The following is a 19986-nucleotide window of genomic DNA, read 5'->3' as shown; positions in this document are numbered from 1 at the left end:
TCGGAGTGTACGTGTAAAACATTTAAGTTCAATTATTCTGGTTCACTTCATTCGTAATTTCCTCTCCACCGTTCTTCTTCCAGTCTTCAACAAACTGGTCGAAGGCATCCAACGGCAAATCACCCATAATGATTTTGGTGAAGATTTCGTTCTCCATTTTTCCGAGTTTCGGACCATATTTCCCCATACCAGCTGTCGGAACTCCCAGGTATTGATTTCGAATGGCAACCGTATTGATCTGATCAATAATTTCATTGAGTTTGAACTCCATCCCGAGTGAATCCAGGCGGTCTCTGGAAACTTCCGCTTCAAACGGAACGATGGCTTCACTCAGTGTCTGACGATAAATATGTTTGTTGTGTTCATCAAAATTGGTGACAACCTTTCCGTCCTGCGTGTTCCACACCTCCCCTTCGAAGCCGAGAACAAGTGTACGATATCCATCACCAATCATGAAATCAAGCATGCGAATGACCGCATCCGGGCTTTTGCTTGTAATTGGAATTACATTGTAACCGGATACATAATTATTGCCCCAAGTTCCTTGTTTACCATCCGGCCCAGTCGGGTACTCCAGCGTGATCCACTCGGCATTGGCATCATTCTTCTGATTGGTTAAAATAGGTCCTCTCGTATCATACCAGTTCCCTGAGAACAGCCCGACTTTACCACTCGCAACCTTCTCATCCACATTCGCCATTTTGTTTAAAGCCCATTCGGGATCAATTAATTTCTCCTTATACAGGTCGGCGAGATACGCCAAAGCTTCTTTCATTTCAGGTAAAGTGCTGGACATCACCAGCTTGCCGTCTCGTTCTGTCCATTGACCGCGCTGAATTCCCCATGCACCGATGAACGGAGCTGTTTTGCCCAGATTTTCTTGCAGGATCAATCCAAAGGTGTCATTTTTACCGTTTCCGTCCGGGTCCTCCTGTGCAAAAGCACGCATCACATTTTTATACTCTTCAAGGGTCTTGGGTGCCTTCAACCCCAGTTTATCAAGCCAGTCTTTGCGTGCAAATATAATTTCATTTCCCGGGATCGGATTCAGACTTGGAATGGCATAAATTTTCCCGTCGACGGTTACTGTTTTCCACGCTTCTTCAGGTATATTTTTTTTCAGATTTTGCCCGTATTGATCAATCAGATCGTTTAATGGTGTTAATGCTTTTTGTCTAACATAACTTTCAAACCAGTTCGGGTCGTAGGACAGAATCATATCCGGTAGATCACCTGATGCCATAATGACATTCAATGCTTCCCCATAACCGTCTGCTGGCGGGGTAGTCAGCTTGATGTCCATATTCGTATTTTCACGAATGTAATCAATGTACGGGTTTTTGTTTTCGTCCATGCCTTCCGGAAACTTCCGACCCGCATTATTTAATACAATCTCGATGGACGGTTTTTCACCGGTTCCATCTGTTGCTGCTTCTTTTGCACCAGAAGAACATGCGGTAACGATGAACAGGGCGGCCAGAGCCAACACAGTTACAGACCGTTTCATATAAATCCCCATACTTGAACCATTACTTTTATTTCTTTTCATATGACAATCCCCTCCGTGTGGTCAGCTGTATATTATCCTTTTACAGAGCCAAGCATAATGCCTTTGACAAAATGTTTTTGCAAGAAAGGATAGACCAGCAATATTGGAAGTGTACTTGCGATCAGTGCCGCAGCCTTCAACGACTCCAAAGCGAGCAAGGTGCTATCGATGTTGGCGGAATATCCATTATTATTGCTGATGTTGGATTGATTGAACATCACTAATTCTCGCAAATAGACTTGAAGTGGGAAAAGCTTGCGATCGGTCACATACAATACGGTGTCAAAAAAGGCATTCCAATGCCCGACAGCGTGGAACAGTGTGATCGTTGCGATCACAGGCATGGATAGTGGAACAACGATGCGTATTAATGTCCCGACATTGGAAGTGCCGTCAATTTTGGCAGATTCCTCAAGTTCGAGCGGCACACTTTGAAAAAAGTTTTTCATAATAATTACATTAAACGCACTGACAGCTCCAGGTATAATATACACCCAGAACGAGTTCAGAAGCCCTGTTGCTTTCACTACCAGAAACGTTGGAATCATACCCCCGCTAAACAACATCGTAAATACAATCAGAAACATAATGGCTGAACGCCCCTGAATATAGGACTTGGATAAAGGATAGGCAAGCATACATGTGATCACGACATTTACCGCTGTTCCGATGACCGTACGAAGCAAGCTCACTTGAAAAGCGTTCAGAAAAGCTTGCTCTGCCAGCACCTTCTGGTAGGCCTCGAAACTGAAATCGACGGGCCACAGGTGTACTCGCCCTGATGTAATGGCCTGGTGACTGCTGAAGGACTGGGCAACGACATGCAGGAAAGGAAGCAAGGCCAGCACCGCGAAGAGGCCAAGCAGCACAACATTCAGTTGGGATATCAGTCGTTCTCCCCTTGTAAGTCTCACGTGATTTGCTCCTCCTCTACCATAAACTGTCCTGCCCGAGTTTTCTGGCTGCTTTGTTTGCGAGTACGACCAGAATGAGGCTGATGACCGATTTGAATAAACCTACGGCTGTTGTAAAGCTGTACTGGGCCTGGGTGATACCCGTTCGGTACACATAGGTTTCGATGACATCGGCGACGTCGTAGACGAGTGGATTGTAAAGCACAAAAATTTGTTCAAACCCCACATCCAGCACACTTCCCAAACGAAGCACAAACAAAATAACAATCGTTCCCATGAGGGACGGCAGCGTGATATGAATCAATTGCTTCCACTTGTTTGCTCCGTCCACCACTGCGGCTTCATAAATTTGGGGATCAATGGAGGAAAGCGCCGCCAGATAGATAATCGCCCCCCAGCCTACCTCCTTCCAAATATCGCTGGCTACAAGAATCGTTCTGAACCATTCTTTGCTTCCGAGGAAAAAGATCGGCTCCAGCCCAATCATGCCCAGAAGTTGGTTAATGATGCCCGTAGACGGGGATAAGACATTAATCAGAATACCTCCGATAATGACCCAGGATAAAAAGTGCGGCAAATACACGAGCGTCTGAATGGAGCGTTTATACAACATGTTGCGAACTTCATTCAGCATCAAAGCCAGAATGATCGGCCCCGGGAAACCCCAGACCAGCTTGTAAAGACTGATTAACAGCGTATTTTTGAAAACCGAATAGAATTCACTATCCATGAACATGTTTCTAAAATGGGTGAGTCCTACCCACTCACTGCCGCGTATGCCGGCAAATGCGCTGAAATCCTGAAATGCAATGACGATGCCCCCCATCGGCAAGTATTTAAAGATGATAAAATACGCGAGCCCTGGCAGCATGATCAAGTATAAGTCCCAATATTTTTTAAAGGATCTGAATCGCTCGGGTTTGACCTTGCGGGGTACGGGAGTTTCTGGTTGTTCCAGCGCTGCCACATCTGATGCCACTAGCATACCTCCTCTTCTTCGTTGTGCCTCTCCTCGTTGATGTTCTCTGTGAACACTCTCATTGTACCTTCCGAACATACGCTGCTTTAAGACCAATCCCATGACTGTTTAGGTGAATTTGATGACTATTTGCATAGAAGTCCATAATCCAATGGATGACATAGGCCACTTCAACTACCGGAAATGAAAACGAAGAACGCTCATGAGAAGACGATGAAGATGGCTTGTCTTTGCAAAAAGGAGAATATCGTAGGCAGGCTTTTGTAGGGTTGTCTTAGGCACAGGCTTCCAAATAGTAGAGGTTGGTGGCGAGAGTGCGTACGGTATGCGTAAGGTATGTCTTCTGCAAAGGGGCATGGTGAGGACGTTAAGGTATGTCTTCTGCAAAGGGTCGTGGCGAGGACGTAAGGTGTGTCTCCTGCGAAGGGTCATGGTGAGGAACGTGAGGTACATCTTCTGCAAAGAGGCGTGGTGGGGACGTAGGTGTAGGTCTGCTACGGAGGGTCATGGTGAGGACGTAGGGTATGTCTTCTGCGAAGCTGCCGATTGGGTTCTTTAATTGAAGCATGAGCTGGTTTATCTCCAATTTTCAAGGGGATGAACCGCTATCCGCTTGTAGAGTTAATCCATATATCGTTGTCCCGGGGAGGTTTGCTTCTCTAACGATCTCCACAAACGCTATTTAGGCGAAATCAAACGTTTTTCATTTCTAACGATCCCAGGAGAGCTTATTTTTAGAAATTGATGAGAAAATGACTGTTTATCTTGTGTTTTCGGTGAAATAAGCTTTCTGGGGATCGTTAGTATTCCAGAAGGCTCTATTTTGCTTAAATAAGCTCATCTGAGATCGTTAGAATAAATAGGTGTGTTGAGAACACATTTAAATGCATGCATCTTAATTACATCCATCTTAAATCCATCAATCCAATCGTCGGTTACGATGCGATGCCATATGCTGAGAATGAGCTCGCATGTGCCCGAAAAACAAAAACGGAACGAAGCGTCATCAAGCGATGCCTCGGTCCATTTATTACTTTTGATATGCAAGAAAGGTTTCTGTTAGGATCTACTGAATGGAGAACACTTCTTTTTTCAATAACGCTTCAGGTTTCTGGCCGATGGGATCACTGTGGAAATAATCACGAATAACTCCATCCTCCAGATAGTTCGCAATGGATACCATGATCATACCTTGATCCAGTGCCAGGTAAGCTTTGGCGATTTCTTTGGTTTCCAGATTGATGGAGTCGTATAATCCGTACTTGCCCATCATGTTTAGCTTTTTCAATGTTTTGATGTTTTTGCGTGCCTCTTCAGGCGCATAGTCCAGAGCGAGGAATGTTGCATGTGCGGTTACTGTAGCTCCGTCTTTATAACCCGAGATGCCAAGCGGTGTTGCAGCAAACTCACTATATCCGGTTGGTGTTGCAGACGGGGAGAATCCCCATGCAGCATACCCTTTTTCTTTGGCATATTCGATTTGCAGTTCAACATGACGTTTGTTGTTCAAACCTAAGGCCTTCGTGCCCAAGTCTTTTTCCTTAATCACCAAACCAGGCATAAGCCCTTCAAACATGCTGCCTCCCCAGCTCGGGACAAACTTTTTCCCTTTATACTCATAACTTCCTTCGAAAACATCGACACCATCATAATTTGCCGTATGTCCCTGCGGGGTCTGAGACTGCCAATCCCACTCCAGAGGCATGGTACGATACATCTTCCACCAATGCTCCTGCGGCACATCCCCTTTGCCAATGGCAATATAACTTGCTACACGAGGTTCTGTATAAAATGATCCATAGTGGTGCTCTGTCAGTGCGCCTTTAGCGACATCATAACCACCCCGGAATTGGCCGACTTCAGGATCATACAGAGTTGTATAGTTCATCTGTTTAACCAGTGTACTGGTCTGTGCATTCAATTCTTTGTAGGCTTGACCCACAACGATTAACCCTGCGGACATCCAGCCGTTGTCTACCTGAGATATAAATTGCCCCCAATCTTTTTTGACGGAGCCGTCGTCCGTGTTGTACCAGTTATAAAATAATCCGTTCCACTTATCCATTTTTTCCAGCGTGTTTAGTGTTTTTCTCAAGCGGGATACCGCTTCTTTCTTCGAAAGGATCCCCATCTGTTCCGCTGAAACGGTACTCATCATATACATGGCAATGTTCGTGGGTGAGGTGCGCTTCGCTTCTTCCATCCCTTTGTCCTTCATTCTGACCTCATCAAACGTCAACCCGGTTGTCGGGTCGGTAAAGTCCTCGAAATATGTGTACGTTTTCTTGGCAACCGCTTTCAATTCTGGCTTGAAGCCTGGAGGCTTGCCTGAATCATGTGCCGATATGACAGGAGTGAAAGCTGTGGTGGCAAACAAACAAAAATTGATTACAAATCCTAACCTTTTTACAATGTTCATCCCTTTTCTCCTTTCAATACTAAATTCGAAACGTTTCGTGTTTATGATATCATGGATGTACATATTTGGTAAACACAAAAATGAAAACCCTTACTTTCTAAGGGGTGATGATCATTTTTCGAGTGCACTTAATTTTCGAAACGTTTCATAGTTCATCCTGAACATGAATTGTGCCAGAACAAACAGCATACAAAAAGCCGCTGAATGCAGCGGCTTCCATACATATATTTTCGTTATAGTACAACGGGTTTCATCCGGCCATCCTCTCCAAAAAAGACAGGGGCAATACACACTTCACGATGATATCCTTTGCCAGTGGAGAAGCGGGAAAGCGGCGTAACAAAGCGGTGATATGCCAGGTGATACTGCTTGCTTTTCGGATCATAAACCATACAGTGGTGACCTGTACCAAGCATGTCTTTCTCCACATTTTTGCTGAGAACCGTATAGTGATACGTAACCGGGCCGTATAAATGCTCCGAGGTTCCGTAATTTACATGATAATCTTCACTGCCCGTATCATCACAGGACCATGTAAAATGATAGACCCCATCACGCTTCAATACAGTGACGGCTTCCCTGAAATCATACAGGCCTGCAAGATTACGCATCGTTTCTTCACGTACACGGATCATATTGTCATGCAGCTCAACAATGGCGGCATCTCCGTTGCCAAACAACATGTACGCTTTCCCATCCTCTTCAATGTAAATGGAAGGATCAATCGCCTGGCTCATCGTGATGCCAAGACGCCTTAATTGATCCATCGTAATTAGAGGCTGCGGCTCGGCATGAAAAGGTCCAGTTGGAGAATCCGCTACAGCGACACCAATGGCACTTTCATCATTAGGCATTTTACCGCAGAAATAGAAATAATACTTGCCGTTACGGCTGCCGATTGCTGGTGCCCATGCATTTCCTACTGCCCAAGGCACATCATCTGTTGCCAAATCCAAAATAACGCCTTCATCCTGCCAATGCCTCAGATCGCTGGAGGAGAATACTTTAAACTGTGTTCCTGACCATCCTTCAAAGCCATCGGTGGTTGGATACATGTAATAGCGGTCGCCGAATTTTGCCACGTCAGGATCAGCATACTGTCCAGCAAGCACCTGCTGCCCATCCCCGTATACAGCCAGCAAACGGTTGCACTCCTCCGCCGTGATGGGCAGAATGCCACCATGCCGCTTCTGATTTGTTCCCATATCAAACTCTAGCTCTGGAACAATACGGAAATCACCGCTGTGCAGATCGGTCGTCAGCAGCGGCAGATACCCTTTGCCCTCAGCAAAGCGATCCACAATCAGGCACCACTCTTCCCGGTCATTCAATTTGAAAATCTGAGGTCCCTCTACCCCTTCAATTGCTTCCAGAAGCGGAGCATGCAATGGTTCAAAAGTATGCTTTTCAAGTGAAGTTCCCTTTTCAACACGAATGTTCTTGGTTGTTTCATCCTTGGAGTAGCGATAATAAAAACCGGATGAAGGAAGAATGGTCGTATCGATAATATGATTCTCTCGCTCTATGTACTTCTCCGATGGGGTAAAGCTACGGAAGTCTTGGGTACGCGCACTGTAAATTTTTTGTTTACGTTCAGTTTCATGTGGTTCCTGTGTGGCAGAAGCCCAGAACACAAGAAACTCGGCTGTCTTTTCATCATAGACTGCTTCAGGGGCCCACACACACCCTGCACCTTCAACACCAACCGTAACGTTCCAGGGAGATGACCATTCCACCAGATTGTCGGATTCCCAGACGATGATATCGCGGCTGCCTGCATGAACGGCAGTATCCCAGCCTTTGCCATTTGCGATGCGCAGATCGGTTGCAATCAGATAAAACTTGTTATCCTTCGCAGAACGAATGAGAAACGGGTCACGTACGCCTTGTTCTCCCAGATTGGAACGTAGTACAGGTCTGCCCGCATTGAGGTCTTTCCAGTGAAGACCATCCTCGCTGTATGAGAAATAAACCTGCTCTCCGTCAGGCTGCTCACCTATAAAATGCACAAAAAGATATCCGGCGTAGTTCATATTCTCATTAGTGTTCGACAAATTGATTAGCCTCCCCACGATAATTATGCATGATTTTCAGGAAAATAAAGCGCTTAATTTATTTAGTATCATACTTCAAAATGTGCCACAGGAGTAGAAAAACTTGCCGGATTCGTTTATTTACTGACTCTATGCCATCATATACAATGGTATAGCTGCCCAGCTGAGCAAGCTACGAAATGGAGGAGTTAAAGCGTTATGATTCAATCAATTATACATATCGCCCTCGTTGTACACGACTATGATGAAGCGATCGCATTTTATACTCAAAAGCTGAACTTTACGTTGCTTGAAGATAACTATCAACCCGAGCAGGACAAGAGATGGGTTGTCATCTCCCCTCCCGGCTCCGTAGGCACAACAATTCTGCTGGCCAGAGCTTCCAAGCCTGAACAGGAGCCGTTTATTGGCAATCAGGCCGGAGGGCGTGTATTCCTTTTTCTGAATACGGATGATTTCTGGAGAGATTACAATGACATGGTAGCTAAAGGAATCGAATTTGTTCGTAAGCCTAAGGAGCAATCCTATGGTATCGTTGCTGTCTTCAAAGATCTGTACGGAAACCTGTGGGACTTGCTCCAGATGAACGAGGATCATCCCATCTCCAAACGGATGATGTAATGTATTTGGGATGAAATTATGTAACTGTACTGGCAGATTGGAAAACAGAAAACAGAAGACAAAAATGCCCCTCTGTTTGAGGGGCAGCATAAGTAATGAAATGATTGAACTTATATACTGTTTGCGTACTTTAACTGTACATCACTTTTAGATCTTCCCCTTCTCTTCCTCCGCCATGGAACGGATATAGAATGCCCCCAGCACCGAGCAGAGCAAGAACGAGAAAAATGCAATGGCAGCTGCCTGTTCGCGTTCCTGGAATACACTAAATACCTGCTGCATCGATACACCGAGCATCTGAGGAGAGTTGGCTCCAATCAGGAACGGCGCGGTAAACGATCCGATAACACCCATAAAGACAAAGGTTAAAGCAACGAGGAACGTTTTGTACGACAGCGGGAAAATAAACCGGGTAAACAGGGCGAGCTTTCCTACGCCCACATCCTTTGCACTCTCAATCACCGATGAAGGAATACCCGACAACGCGGAACTCAGCAGCATTGTGGTGAACGGAATGTTGAACCAGAGATTGGCAATGATAATGCCTTTTTCATCAAAAATGATGCGTGGCAGCGTGATGCCTGCGACTTCAAGCATGCGGGCAAGCCAGCCGTGATTGCCAAGCAGATTGATCAATCCATACGTTGCGATGACCCCTGGAATGAAAAGCGGAATCATGTATGTTTTACGAATCAGGTTCACAATGGGCCCGTTGTTAAAACGCATGTAGATTGCCAAGGTGTAGCTGACAAGCATCACGGCAATACAAGTGATGGCTGTGATCCTCAGTGTAAAGATGATGTTGTCACGCATGCCTTTATCCGTAAACAAAAACGTATATCGGCTCAGATCATATCCGCCTGAATCATTGCTCAGACTCATTACAAAGGATTGAATGATCGGAATAATGACCACTATCAGCAGAATTGCGAAGGAGGGGAGCACCATCGCTAACCCTGTAATGGACTGTCTGATGTCCTTGCTCATTGGGCAGCTACGTCACTCTGCCAGCGTTTATTAATCTCTGTGCCCAGATCCCCGATGTTAAATGTGCGGAAGCCTTCAGCTACCCCGTCGAATTTGCTCTGCACTTCCTGTGGCATGTTGGAAAGCTCAATACCGGGGAAACCGTTCATTTTGTTCACAATCACTTCCTGCGCTTCTGGGGACAGCACGAAATTCAGGAAGGTGTTCACCGCTTCTTTCTTGTCGGACGCCTGATTGACCATCAAGTAGGTTGGCCCACCGTTGAAGCCTGGTGTAATCTGCTGCATTTTAATCGTATCCGGCAGTAAACCCTCGTTCAGCTGCTGCAGCACCATATCGGACCAAGCCGGAATGATGGACACCTCTCCGTTCATCAGCAAGTCAAGCGTACCCTGGTTTTTCTTAGGATAGATGCCTTTGCCGTACACATATGGGCCCAGCTCTTTGAGTGTATTAAAGCCTGTGCTCCATTTGTCCATAACAGCCGGGTCAGCGTTGTGAATGTCTTCGTCCGGCAGGTCTTTATATACGATCGTCTGCACAAATGAGCTGCCGGAACCTCCTGTGGACGGATCATTGTATGCAAATTGACCAGGGTTTGCTTTGATCCATGTCAGAAGTTCATCCAGTGTTTTGGGCGGGCTGCTTACTTTACTGCTGTTATAAGCCAGGACTACTGCGGAGGAACGATACGGAACCGCATAGTTGTTCACATCCTTCATGGTGCTTGCGCTGACTTTGTTCAGATTAGGAATGTCCTTGGAGTCCAGTTGTGCCCACACCCCATCTTTGATGCCTTGAGAGACAGAAACGATGCCATCTTCATACAGGTCAATATCGCCTGATCCCTTGCCAGCCTTCTTCGCGGCTACGATTCGGTCATATGTTGGCTCCGCCCCGGTTCCAGACGGAATGTAGACCATTTTCACGTCAATATCCGGGTGTTCCTTTTCAAACATCGGTTCGAGAGAATCCCAGAGGTCCTTCACATTTTGCGAGCCGGTAAAATAAAAGTTAAAGGATGCCGGCGTGCTGCTGGATGCAGCCGTTCCGCTCTCACTTGCAGTGCTCTTGGCATCACTTGCGCTGCCACAGCCCGCCAGCAAAGACATCGACAAGCCAACTACGGTCAACAGTGATAACAATGGTTTGTTTTTACGCATTCTCTTCATCCTCCTCAGTATGATTCCTCATGTGGAAATGCAGTCATTTTGCTGATCGAAATGTGAACCCGCTTGCCTGTGTGAAGCTGCTCCACCCGGTCTTTGTTCAGAAACGCACGGATGACGCCCCATTGCTCCAGATCAACGGTAACCTCGGCATAATGTCCAAGTATCATGACCTGTTTGATTTTACCCGCCAGGCTCTGCTGACCTTTAGTTGTTCCCACCTGCACATCTTCTGGACGAATCGCTGCCACTACCTCTCCGTCTAGCTTTTTTTCGTTTGGGAGATACATATCTCCGATCTGAATGCTTTCCCCTGCTGCCACCCCTCTCAAGAAATTCATTTTGCCGATAAAACCGGCAACATATAATGAAGCGGGCTCATCATAGATGCGCTGTGGTTCTGCAATTTGTTCAATGCGCCCGTGATTCATGACAATAATGCGGTCCGACAAGGATAAGGCTTCCTCCTGATCATGTGTTACAAACACCATGGTAAGCCCTGTTTTCATCTGAATCTCACGCAGTTCCTCGCGCATCTCATGTCTCAATTTGGCATCAAGCGCCGAGAAGGGCTCGTCCAGCAGAAGTACAGCCGGATGAAGCAGCAGTGAACGTGCAAGCGCAACGCGCTGCTGCTGTCCACCGGACAGCTCTGCGGGATATTTTTTGCCATAGCCCGACAGCCGAACCAGCTTGAGTGCATCCTCTACAGCGGTTTGAATCTCGGCCTTTGGCATTTTACGGATCTTCAGACCAAAGGCCAGGTTGTCATGTACCGACATATGGGACCAGAGATTATAGCTCTGGAACACCATGGAGGTGGGGCGTTTTTCCGGGGGTAGCTGGATGACACTTTTGCCTTCTATTAAAATGTCTCCCGAGTCCGGCTCCAGAAATCCACCGATGCTCCGCAGTACTGTTGTTTTACCGCAGCCTGATGGCCCGAGCAGGGTGACCAGCTCGCCCTTCTGAATATCGATGTTGATGCCGCTGACACCATCACCGGTTTTATATCGTTTGCTTAACTCACGTACAGACAACTGCATGGTACGTATGGCCTCCCTTTTCCCCTGGTGTGGACTACCGAAACATTGTTATTTCATCTGAAAACCACTTGCCAGCACATCTGCACTAACCAGCCGCTGGGCTGCCAGCAGCAGAATAATGGTGGGCAGTGTTAAAATAATCGAGAAGACGGCTCCCGCACTGCTCGGGAAATCGGAGATAATTGAGTACATCACAATCGGCATCGTTTTGAAATCCGGGATACCGACCAAAAATGTGCCTTGTGCTTCATCCAGTGAGTTTAGAAATGTGAAGATGGACGCGACCATAATACCAGGCATGGCCATTGGCAATGTAATGCTGCGAAACACCTTGAACGGGCTTGCACCAACGTCTCTTGCAGATTCCTCCTGTGCCCGGTGTATGTTGCGGAATGCGGAGGTAGGAATCCACGTCATGAACATCAACACGTTAATCATATGAATGAGCACAACACCGAGCAGCGTGTTCATCAGTCCGATCTGATAGAATAACACGGCGATGGATACGTAAAGCCCCATTTTGGGAAAGGCATGTGTCAGCAGAAACGAGAACAGGAACATACGCTTGAACGGAAACTGCAATCTGGCGAAAGCATACGCTGCCGGAATACAGATCACGATAGAAAACAGTGTTACAAGCGCGGCAATCAGGAATGACAGCGAGATGGATGACACGATATCGTCCTTGGCGAGCACGAAATTCCACCATTTGAAGCCCCAGACCTGAGGTAGAATGTCCGGGTAGTTCCATTTTTCACTGAAAGCGAGTACCAGCAGATTGACCAGAGGTCCGGCGAAGAAAACGGCAAAGATGGTGAGTAAAAAGAATTCAATAATTCTTCTGGCTCCAACATGTTTCCAGTACCACAGCATATCTACTTCTCCTCTCTTGTCGTTGATTGTCGAACCAGTACGCGGCTCTCATATTCGGTCAGACGAGGTATATTCTCTTCCCCACGTATCAGGCGATCCAGTATGGATACAGCATCTCGTCCGATGCCTGCGGCATCCACGCTAACCGTAGTCAATGAGGGGTGAACCATGCTCGACAGTTCTGTGTTATCGTACCCCATGACAACGGCCTCTTCCGGCACTTTCATTCCGCGATCCAGCATCACCTTCATCGCCCCCAGCGCAAGCATGTCATTGGTACTGAAGATTGCGCTGTACTGTGCCTCCAGAAATGAATTAAAATGCTGCTCCATCAGCTCGTGACCGGATTCAAAGCTGGAGTCGAGTGATTTCACAATGGTGACTTGTCCTTGAGAGGACGATATACCAAGGGATTCCAGACGTTGGCAAAAGCCTTTCAAGCGTAAGGAGTGGCTTCGATGCTCGCCGGGTCCGGCAATAACAAAAAAATTGCGATGACCACTAGCTACGAGATGTTCAGCGGCGCGCTCACCTCCCGCCTCATCATTGCTGACGAGATGCACCACATCGGGGTCTTCCGTTGAGCCGTTAACCATTAGATAGGGAATGTTAAATTTTTTAACGTAATCAATTACATTTTTTTGCAATCTGCTAATCAGGATGAGTCCGTCTACGCGCTGTTCCAGCATATAGTCGGTGGAGCGCAGCGACATTTCCCGATCTGTCTTCAGAAAAATGGAATAGCCGAGTGCTTCAGCCGCCATCAGAATCTCATCAATAATACGCCCGTACAAGGTGTGTGATACAATCGGCAGCTTATCGCGAAAGACGATAACACCGATGTTGTACGTACGCTTGGCAACCATGGCTCGGGCAACCGCGCTCGGTTTGTAGCGCAGCTGATCAGCGGCCTGGAGCACGCGCTCTCGTACGTCCGGGCTTGCGTATCCGTTACCGGAGATGACACGGGATGCTGTTGATTTCGATACACCCGCCAGCTCTGCAAGTTCCCGCAAGCTATAGTTCAGCTTTTGATTCAAATCCGTTCTCCTCCGCTCGTTTCATTTCTTCCCGTACTGCTGTCAGCAACAGTGGATTACGAGTTGTAATTGAATGCACTCCCCAACGTGCAAGCCTGCGCATATCGTCTGCCTCCATAACGGTCCATACATACACACTCAATCCATTTGAGACTGCAATATCTATACATTGCTCCTGAACAGCCTGATAAGGTAAATTCAGCCCGAAACAACCAGCAGCTTTAGCTTCTCTGCACATCTGAACAATTGCTTCCGTATAGGGAAGACGTTCGAAATGCTGCAGGTTTACGTTTAACAGCCGGCGAATGCGAGGTGCAAATTTGGCGGCCTTCCAAGCCATCTCATAAGAACAGCCGCTGAGAAATACCTGTTCCTGCATATGCAGCTGCTCAATCAGAGCCGCTATCGGTCCAAGCGCAAGCGTTGTTTTAATATCCAGGTTCATCATGTTGTCAGCGTCACGAATGTGACTTAGCGTATGCTCAAGGGTGGGGAGCGCCACACCACTTTCTTCAGCCAGCTCCTGCCATGTCAAGCTTTCGAGACTGCTCTGCACACCTTCCGTCAATATGACCTCATCGTCATGTGCCAGCACGGGAATCCCGTCTCGGGTTACACGGATGTCATCTTCGTAAATATCTACCCCGAGTGACAAGGCAGCCTGCAGGGATTCAAGGGAATGGTCCGGGTACCCCATGCTGCCGGTATGTGCCGTAATCAGCGGAAAGCTGTTCATGTTTGTCAATCTCCTTCCTCGAAATAGATCGCATTTGTAAAGGCGATTTGTACATATGCGCCTCTGATCGTTCCCCAGCATTCGGCCCGAATCCATTTGCGGCAAGATTCAGGCGCAATACCGATCTTCAGAGGCATACTGAAGTTGATCCTTTGCTGGTTTGGATGCCACTCTGTCTTCACCTGTTGCTCCTCGCCCAGATTGGAGCAAAGCTTCAAGGTTAAAGTTTGCTCTGGCATCGACCACTTTCCGGCACGTACCGTGAAGTCCAGGGCCACATGCGCGAGCAGCTTTGCATCGACAGACTGCGACCTGTTCTGCTGCGCCGGAATGACAGCACCGAGAGAATATATAATCTCATCACTGCTGATTGTCAGTGTAAGCAGAGGGCCCATAGTGACAGTGGCCCGGCCTTTGCGCAGTGAGTTGATCAAGCTTCTCTCATCAACGGAACCACTCCATGCTTCACCATACTCAGCATATGTATTCATCCCCGAATGACCTTCCAGCGAACTCTCGCTTTGCCTCGTTTCATCTATCTCTTCAATGCCAAGATAGGTTACGGAGATTGGATCATCCGTCGGTTCCTGTGTGTGCCAATCCCGACCTGAAGTGGCGGTGATGCGGTATCCTTCATTCAGTTTTTGGGTCCACAGCTTGAACGCCCGGTGGTTACTTCGCAGAATTGAGGGGAATGTGCCTGACCATACCTCGATATAATCGACTTGGTTCCAGTCGTTCAGCTCATACTCCCAGTAACATCCTGTGCATGCCGGACTTCCAATGCGGAATGGGTGTGCAATCCCGGCAATTCCGCCATGCTGATGAACGGCAGCAATTCCCTTGCCGATATCATGGCGGTTCACATCCCGCCAATCTGCGAATGCTTCCAGCCCAATAGTCACCATATGACCGTAGAAGGTGGTCCACTCCATTCCCGGGATGATATGTATCCCATACTTCTGCCCGATTTCGGCTCTCCCGATCAAGCCTGACATTGTATTATGATCTGTTAGGGCAATGGCATCGAACCCGAGCTCGGCCGCACCCGCAGCAAGGTCCTCCAGTGTCTGGCGGCCATCACTATGCAGGGTATGGGTGTGCAGTTCACTGGCAAACCATTTCATAACACATCCTCCTCTGTTGTCCAGACTTGCAGCTGATATGCACACGCTTCGGTCACGATACAATGCACACTTAATGTGATACTCCAGTTACCCATAGGCAGAATACCTGCCATTAGTCCGGGCGAGGCCTCCTGTTTGCTGATATACAGCTCCTGAATGTCGTCATGGCGATGACATGCCCCGCGATACCCGTTGGTATCGTCTAGCGAGAGGGTGATCAGGTTTTTCAACGGAAGATGCTGATCTGCATGGGCTGTGGCATATTCCTGATGTTCAGGCAGAATATACAGCTTATAACTTTCATTGAGCAACTCGATGGATCGGTGCCGATCTTCAAGGATTTTGGGACTGTATTGCAGACGTATATGCAGCTTCGCGCATCCGGCTTCGACAACAAACGGCACGCGGATATGTGTTTTGGAATCATTGGGAGTGAGGCTTCCCTGTAGATCCAGCTGCTTCATTCGAAGCACACCACCCTTCAGTAGACTATTAAAAAAGCATTCATTCTTGTGGGACCGTTCCCACATCCAATACTTATGTTAAAGTGAAATCATCAGCACTGTTTCTGGCACATGTTAATATTCTGTAAAGCGCAAAAGGACCTGTCTTCTATTAAAAGAAGTCAGGTCCTTTTGGTATGTCTTGAGCAGATTGTTTTCGCATGGACAACATCATTTACCGTGTTTTACCAAACGGAACCATACTTGCTCCGCGCCTCACTTACTTGAAACAGATGCACAACAGTCAGTAAGCGATGCCCACACGTTTATGGATATATTGACGATCCGTAAGCTGTTGATAGGTGAATGCAGCGGTATCCGCTACAGAAATTTCAGTGCCGTTTTCGGGTAGAAAATCAGGCATTACCCGGTAGCTTCCTACCCGCTCTCCATCCGGCAAATACGTTGGACATACAATGGTCCAATCCAGCGAAGATTGCTGCAGCAGCGTGTATACCCGTTCATGCTCCTCGGCGGCGCGAGTTGAACGGCGTCTGGATTCACTGGATTGATAGCGCAGTTTGTCAGGCTCGGTTCGGCTTTGCAAAATCCCGGCCGTGCCCACCGCAATAATACGCTTTATACCTTCGCTGTACATAGCCTCGATAAGCAGTGGCATGCTGTCAGACAGGGTGCTGGTTCCATCTGTATTCAGCGCGCTGATAACCACCTCGGTGCCATGAATACCGCGAAGCAATTCCTCCTGACTCAGCACATTACCTTGTACAATAGTCAAGTTCTCGTGATGACTCTTTATTTTCTCCGGGGAACGAACGAGCGCTGTCACCTGATGCCCCTCTTGTAAAGCTTGTGCAAGGATATGGCTTCCCACCCGTCCCGTTGCTCCTAGTAATAATATGTGCAAGTGAAGCATCCTCCTCAGGGTTCAATCTTGATTTTCCATATTTTTGATCTGAGATTTGAATACCGTTGTCTATGGAATTGAATTCGGTGGATTTCGATTCCAAAAGAATAGAATAACAGAAAAATCACTCATGGTGTATCAGGATAAAGCAAAATGAAATGGATCATTTCGCCTTAGACGGCTCTGATTCCATAATTAATGCCGGCTAACGCTCTCCAGAAAGCTTATTTCGCCATTTTTGAGCATCTTGAAAATCTAACGATTCGTAGAAACCTTATTTTGGGAAAAAGTCAGCTTTTCGACGCCAATCTGAACGATCCCTATGAAATAGTGTCTCTGCGAATCGTTAGCGGTAAAAACGCTGCCAAATCGACCAAATAAGGTTTCACAGAATCGTTAGAGCCCAACAGCTTATAAAGTTTTGCATTTTCGCAGCGTGTGCAGCTCCCGGTACACGCTACTCTCCAGATTGTTCTGTCATCGGAGTGGATGGTGTAAAATCTTTAGTTCAACTTATATAACTAACTAATCCCCTTTTCAAAAAACTGGGATATTTCCTGCGGTTACATCCTGCTTTCCGTGAAATCCTTAATTTTATCTGCAATTTCGGTGGAGTGGGAGCGATACAGATAATGATCAGCCTCAAGCAGAACGATCTCTCCCTGTTCAGAATTCACGATCTGCTTCTCATGCTCCGAAACCCACTCGTGCACTACAGGGTGATTCTTCTGCACAAAGAAAAGCACTGGCAAATCCGCAGGAAACGTTAATGCTTTTGCCGCTTGAAAGTTGGAATACATACTCACCGCTTCGTTTAATTGCGTGTCATTATACATATTTTTGCGAATCAGAATGTTTAACTGCTCTTGGGTCTTCTCATCATAAGGCAGCCCTTCATAAGGGTCGTCACCCAGCTTCAATTGTAAACGGGCAAACCCCAGGTTGCGGAACCATTTCACCGGTACAATATCCGATGTTTCCACTTTCTGTTCGCTGAGCGATGGAACACTGTGATCCAGCCCGATAAATGCCTCTACCTCGTCCGGGTAACGGTTCACATAATCCAGACTGTAGAGCCCGGAGATGGAGTGAGCCATGAGAATATAACGATCTGTCCCGAGACGTTGTAACGCTTCGTGAATTTCGCTGCTGATATTGGCTGTACTGCGCTCCTTCTCGGTCTGATCGCTCAATCCGTAACCAAAAGGTTCAATAACAATGACCCTGTAATCAGACTTCAGCCTAGATAGCAGTGGCTTGAAATCAAGTGCAGGAGAAGCCATACCAAATCCAGGCAGAATAACGATCGTTTCCTCTCCTTCTCCCTCAACAAGCACATTCATCTGTTTTCCGGCAACCGATACGAGCTGCCCGTAGGGCTCAAGTTTTTGCATTTCGGAATGGCTGCTGACCCGATTCACGGTATACACAATGCCAACAAACAGCACAATGGCCAATATGATGATCATGATGACTTTCAGCAAAATACGCAGTATACGCCGTAATCTGGAATATGGTTGTTGATGTTTACCCTTTGTATGTGTCAAGACTCTTCATCTCCTTCAATGATGTAAATGCACCCGACTGATTCTTTTCATATCCGTTGAATTATTTCTCAGTTGAGCTATTCCATTGTAATGAATGAAAATGTCCTGTTGATGAATGAAACATGAACAGAAGATGAACTTGAGACTATACTAAAAAACACCTTCAAGCAGGTCACTCCTATGCTGCAACAGAGTGAGGCCTTGTTGAAGATGTTGTTGAAGATGTTGTTGAAGATGTTGTTGAAAATACGTATCGTTGTACGTTTAATTACCGAGCAGGTTAATTTTGCAAAGAGTCAACGATTTGTTGATGCAGTGCCGCCTCAGAACAATTCAGAATGCGTTCAACATGCTGCGGATCTCGAATCAGCTGATTCATCGCTTCGATCCCATACGTTTCAAGTACAAACTCAACGAACAGATATGAGAATTGAAAGCCTTTTTTGGTTTCAAAATCCCAAGTATCATCTTGCAGCTGAGCAAAAGTCGGGATCGCATGGTTCCGAACGGTCTCTTTAATCGAGCTTTGGATATATTCCGGGGTCATCAATTTGGCTTCGTAACCGCCAATTCCCTGTCTGATCCATTTGGGGGCCTTAGGGTTAATCTCTTCAATTATCCACATCGCAAACAGATGAACGGTACCTTTGATGATAGATTCATACGTGTGCTCAGGACCTGGATTCAGCGGCGATACGATTTTCAGAATCTCATCCTGGTATGTCCCCGTAAACCAGTTCGGTGCATCTTTCTCCCCTACAGCCTGGTGAAATGTGGGTAGATCAGAGTACATCTCAATGATGACTTTTCGTGAAGGCTGATAATGATATTTGACCGCGAGTCGTTCAATGTGTGCGTCAAGTTCTGTAAAGAGGTCGTGATTCGCTTTCTTCAACTGATCGTCTGAATGTTCGGAATTTCCTTTATTAACGATCGAAATAAATTGCTCCATTGACATGTTAGCCATGCTCCCCCATTCATTCAGTTCATTTTTGAGCTTTGCAAGTGCGCGGTACAGCCTGTTCTTCACTGCACTCTCCCGCATGCCCACCAGATTTGCGATCTCAGGCAGCGTACAATCTGCAAAAAATCGCAGCACTATAATCTCCTGATCCTTCTCACTCAGCTTCTTCAATGCCGCTCCAATGTCGATACGAAAGTCAACATATTTGGTAAATTCAAGAGAAATGGACTGTGATTCCAGTTGTGTAAAGTCAAGTGGTGTTTCGTGCTGGCGTGCAAGCCTGCGATATTCATTTTTGAGCGTATTCTGGGCGATCTTGAAGACCCATGTGAAAATATGGGCGTTGCCTTTAAAACGATGCATGTTCTTGGCGGCTTTCATAAATACCTGCTGTGTAAGATCATCCGCAGAGGCAGCATCCAGTTTCATTGAAAAGTAACGGCTGATGCGATCACGATATCGTGAATAGATGTATTCGATCGAGTGTGTGCTCTCCTGTTCATCCGGTTGAACAGAAGTTAAAATCTGGTCCTGAGCTCCTGACATGGTGTAACCTCCTCTTGATTTACAATGAATTAGACACCGAAGCACAC

17 protein-coding genes are annotated in these 19986 nt (G+C 46.8%); 1 reads left to right on the top strand and 16 read right to left on the bottom strand.

Annotated elements, in window-relative coordinates:
* Nucleotides 1-28 precede the first annotated feature (28 nt).
* From HNR77_RS06170 to HNR77_RS06150, 5 genes are all read right to left on the bottom strand, one after another.
* Nucleotides 29-1549, bottom strand: a complete 1521-nt coding sequence (locus tag HNR77_RS06170) for an extracellular solute-binding protein (RefSeq protein WP_260410338.1) — start codon at nucleotides 1547-1549, stop codon at nucleotides 29-31.
* Nucleotides 1550-1581: 32 nt separating this feature from the next.
* On the bottom strand, nucleotides 1582-2463 hold the full coding sequence (locus HNR77_RS06165) for a carbohydrate ABC transporter permease (RefSeq protein ID WP_184181746.1): 882 nt from the start codon (nucleotides 2461-2463) through the stop codon (nucleotides 1582-1584).
* A gap of 16 nt (nucleotides 2464-2479) precedes the next feature.
* Nucleotides 2480-3448, bottom strand: a complete 969-nt coding sequence (locus HNR77_RS06160) for an ABC transporter permease (RefSeq protein WP_184181744.1) — start codon at nucleotides 3446-3448, stop codon at nucleotides 2480-2482.
* Between the two features lie 1060 nt (nucleotides 3449-4508).
* Complete coding sequence (locus tag HNR77_RS06155) at nucleotides 4509-5861, bottom strand: glucoamylase family protein (RefSeq protein ID WP_184181742.1); 1353 nt, start codon at nucleotides 5859-5861, stop codon at nucleotides 4509-4511.
* A gap of 233 nt (nucleotides 5862-6094) precedes the next feature.
* Nucleotides 6095-7915 (bottom strand): glycoside hydrolase family 43 protein, encoded by a 1821-nt coding sequence (locus HNR77_RS06150; protein ID WP_260410336.1) that lies wholly within the window; start codon nucleotides 7913-7915, stop codon nucleotides 6095-6097.
* Between the two features lie 198 nt (nucleotides 7916-8113).
* On the opposite strand from HNR77_RS06150, the gene HNR77_RS06145 reads away from it, so the two are divergent.
* The gene (locus tag HNR77_RS06145; RefSeq protein WP_184181740.1) at nucleotides 8114-8536 is read left to right on the top strand and encodes a VOC family protein; all 423 of its coding nucleotides are present in this window, start codon (nucleotides 8114-8116) and stop codon (nucleotides 8534-8536) included.
* 147 nt (nucleotides 8537-8683) lie between these two features.
* On the opposite strand, the gene HNR77_RS06140 is transcribed toward HNR77_RS06145, so the two are convergent.
* The 11 genes from HNR77_RS06140 to HNR77_RS06090 form a co-directional block, all read right to left on the bottom strand.
* Nucleotides 8684-9523 (bottom strand): ABC transporter permease, encoded by an 840-nt coding sequence (locus HNR77_RS06140; protein ID WP_184181738.1) that lies wholly within the window; start codon nucleotides 9521-9523, stop codon nucleotides 8684-8686.
* Nucleotides 9520-10686 carry an extracellular solute-binding protein gene (locus HNR77_RS06135; protein WP_184181736.1) on the bottom strand — a complete coding sequence of 389 codons (1167 nt, stop codon included), beginning with the start codon at nucleotides 10684-10686 and terminating at the stop codon, nucleotides 9520-9522. The genes HNR77_RS06140 and HNR77_RS06135 overlap by 4 nt, the downstream gene beginning before the upstream one ends.
* Nucleotides 10687-10700: 14 nt before the next feature.
* Nucleotides 10701-11738, bottom strand: coding sequence for an ABC transporter ATP-binding protein (locus HNR77_RS06130; protein WP_184181735.1), 1038 nt, complete (start codon nucleotides 11736-11738; stop codon nucleotides 10701-10703).
* 48 nt (nucleotides 11739-11786) lie between these two features.
* Entirely contained in the window at nucleotides 11787-12611 is an 825-nt protein-coding gene (locus tag HNR77_RS06125) for an ABC transporter permease (RefSeq protein WP_184181733.1), read from the bottom strand.
* A gap of 2 nt (nucleotides 12612-12613) precedes the next feature.
* On the bottom strand, nucleotides 12614-13651 hold the full coding sequence (locus HNR77_RS06120; protein WP_184181731.1) for a LacI family DNA-binding transcriptional regulator: 1038 nt from the start codon (nucleotides 13649-13651) through the stop codon (nucleotides 12614-12616).
* Nucleotides 13629-14387: a glycerophosphodiester phosphodiesterase gene (locus HNR77_RS06115; RefSeq protein ID WP_184181729.1), complete on the bottom strand. Its 759-nt coding sequence runs from the start codon at nucleotides 14385-14387 to the stop codon at nucleotides 13629-13631. Before HNR77_RS06115 ends, HNR77_RS06120 begins: the two co-directional genes overlap by 23 nt.
* A gap of 5 nt (nucleotides 14388-14392) precedes the next feature.
* On the bottom strand, nucleotides 14393-15514 hold the full coding sequence (locus HNR77_RS06110) for a CehA/McbA family metallohydrolase (protein WP_184181727.1): 1122 nt from the start codon (nucleotides 15512-15514) through the stop codon (nucleotides 14393-14395).
* Complete coding sequence (locus HNR77_RS06105) at nucleotides 15511-15978, bottom strand: hypothetical protein (protein ID WP_184181725.1); 468 nt, start codon at nucleotides 15976-15978, stop codon at nucleotides 15511-15513. The genes HNR77_RS06110 and HNR77_RS06105 overlap by 4 nt, the downstream gene beginning before the upstream one ends.
* A gap of 283 nt (nucleotides 15979-16261) precedes the next feature.
* The gene (locus HNR77_RS06100; protein WP_184181723.1) at nucleotides 16262-16882 is read right to left on the bottom strand and encodes an NAD(P)-dependent oxidoreductase; all 621 of its coding nucleotides are present in this window, start codon (nucleotides 16880-16882) and stop codon (nucleotides 16262-16264) included.
* A gap of 563 nt (nucleotides 16883-17445) precedes the next feature.
* On the bottom strand, nucleotides 17446-18429 hold the full coding sequence (locus HNR77_RS06095; RefSeq protein WP_260410335.1) for an alpha/beta hydrolase: 984 nt from the start codon (nucleotides 18427-18429) through the stop codon (nucleotides 17446-17448).
* Between the two features lie 280 nt (nucleotides 18430-18709).
* Complete coding sequence (locus HNR77_RS06090; RefSeq protein ID WP_184181721.1) at nucleotides 18710-19939, bottom strand: RNA polymerase sigma factor; 1230 nt, start codon at nucleotides 19937-19939, stop codon at nucleotides 18710-18712.
* Nucleotides 19940-19986: the final 47 nt, after the last annotated feature.

This window comes from Paenibacillus sp. JGP012 (assembly GCF_014203995.1).
Classification (GTDB): domain Bacteria; phylum Bacillota; class Bacilli; order Paenibacillales; family Paenibacillaceae; genus Paenibacillus; species Paenibacillus silvae.
Note: the sequence above shows the minus strand (reverse complement) of the source record. Positions and strands in the feature narration are given on the sequence as shown.

What these genes read in the sequence shown, in the direction of transcription:
- HNR77_RS06170 (WP_260410338.1), bottom strand. Translation starts at nt 1,549, where the DNA reads ATGAAAAGAAATAAAAGTAATGGTTCAAGTATGGGGATTTATATGAAA.
- HNR77_RS06160 (WP_184181744.1), bottom strand. Translation starts at nt 3,448, where the DNA reads ATGCTAGTGGCATCAGATGTGGCAGCGCTGGAACAACCAGAAACTCCC.
- HNR77_RS06155 (WP_184181742.1), bottom strand. Translation starts at nt 5,861, where the DNA reads ATGAACATTGTAAAAAGGTTAGGATTTGTAATCAATTTTTGTTTGTTT.
- HNR77_RS06145 (WP_184181740.1), top strand. Translation starts at nt 8,114, where the DNA reads ATGATTCAATCAATTATACATATCGCCCTCGTTGTACACGACTATGAT.
- HNR77_RS06140 (WP_184181738.1), bottom strand. Translation starts at nt 9,523, where the DNA reads ATGAGCAAGGACATCAGACAGTCCATTACAGGGTTAGCGATGGTGCTC.
- HNR77_RS06135 (WP_184181736.1), bottom strand. Translation starts at nt 10,686, where the DNA reads ATGCGTAAAAACAAACCATTGTTATCACTGTTGACCGTAGTTGGCTTG.
- HNR77_RS06130 (WP_184181735.1), bottom strand. Translation starts at nt 11,738, where the DNA reads ATGCAGTTGTCTGTACGTGAGTTAAGCAAACGATATAAAACCGGTGAT.
- HNR77_RS06125 (WP_184181733.1), bottom strand. Translation starts at nt 12,611, where the DNA reads ATGCTGTGGTACTGGAAACATGTTGGAGCCAGAAGAATTATTGAATTC.
- HNR77_RS06115 (WP_184181729.1), bottom strand. Translation starts at nt 14,387, where the DNA reads ATGAACAGCTTTCCGCTGATTACGGCACATACCGGCAGCATGGGGTAC.
- HNR77_RS06110 (WP_184181727.1), bottom strand. Translation starts at nt 15,514, where the DNA reads ATGAAATGGTTTGCCAGTGAACTGCACACCCATACCCTGCATAGTGAT.
- HNR77_RS06105 (WP_184181725.1), bottom strand. Translation starts at nt 15,978, where the DNA reads ATGAAGCAGCTGGATCTACAGGGAAGCCTCACTCCCAATGATTCCAAA.
- HNR77_RS06090 (WP_184181721.1), bottom strand. Translation starts at nt 19,939, where the DNA reads ATGTCAGGAGCTCAGGACCAGATTTTAACTTCTGTTCAACCGGATGAA.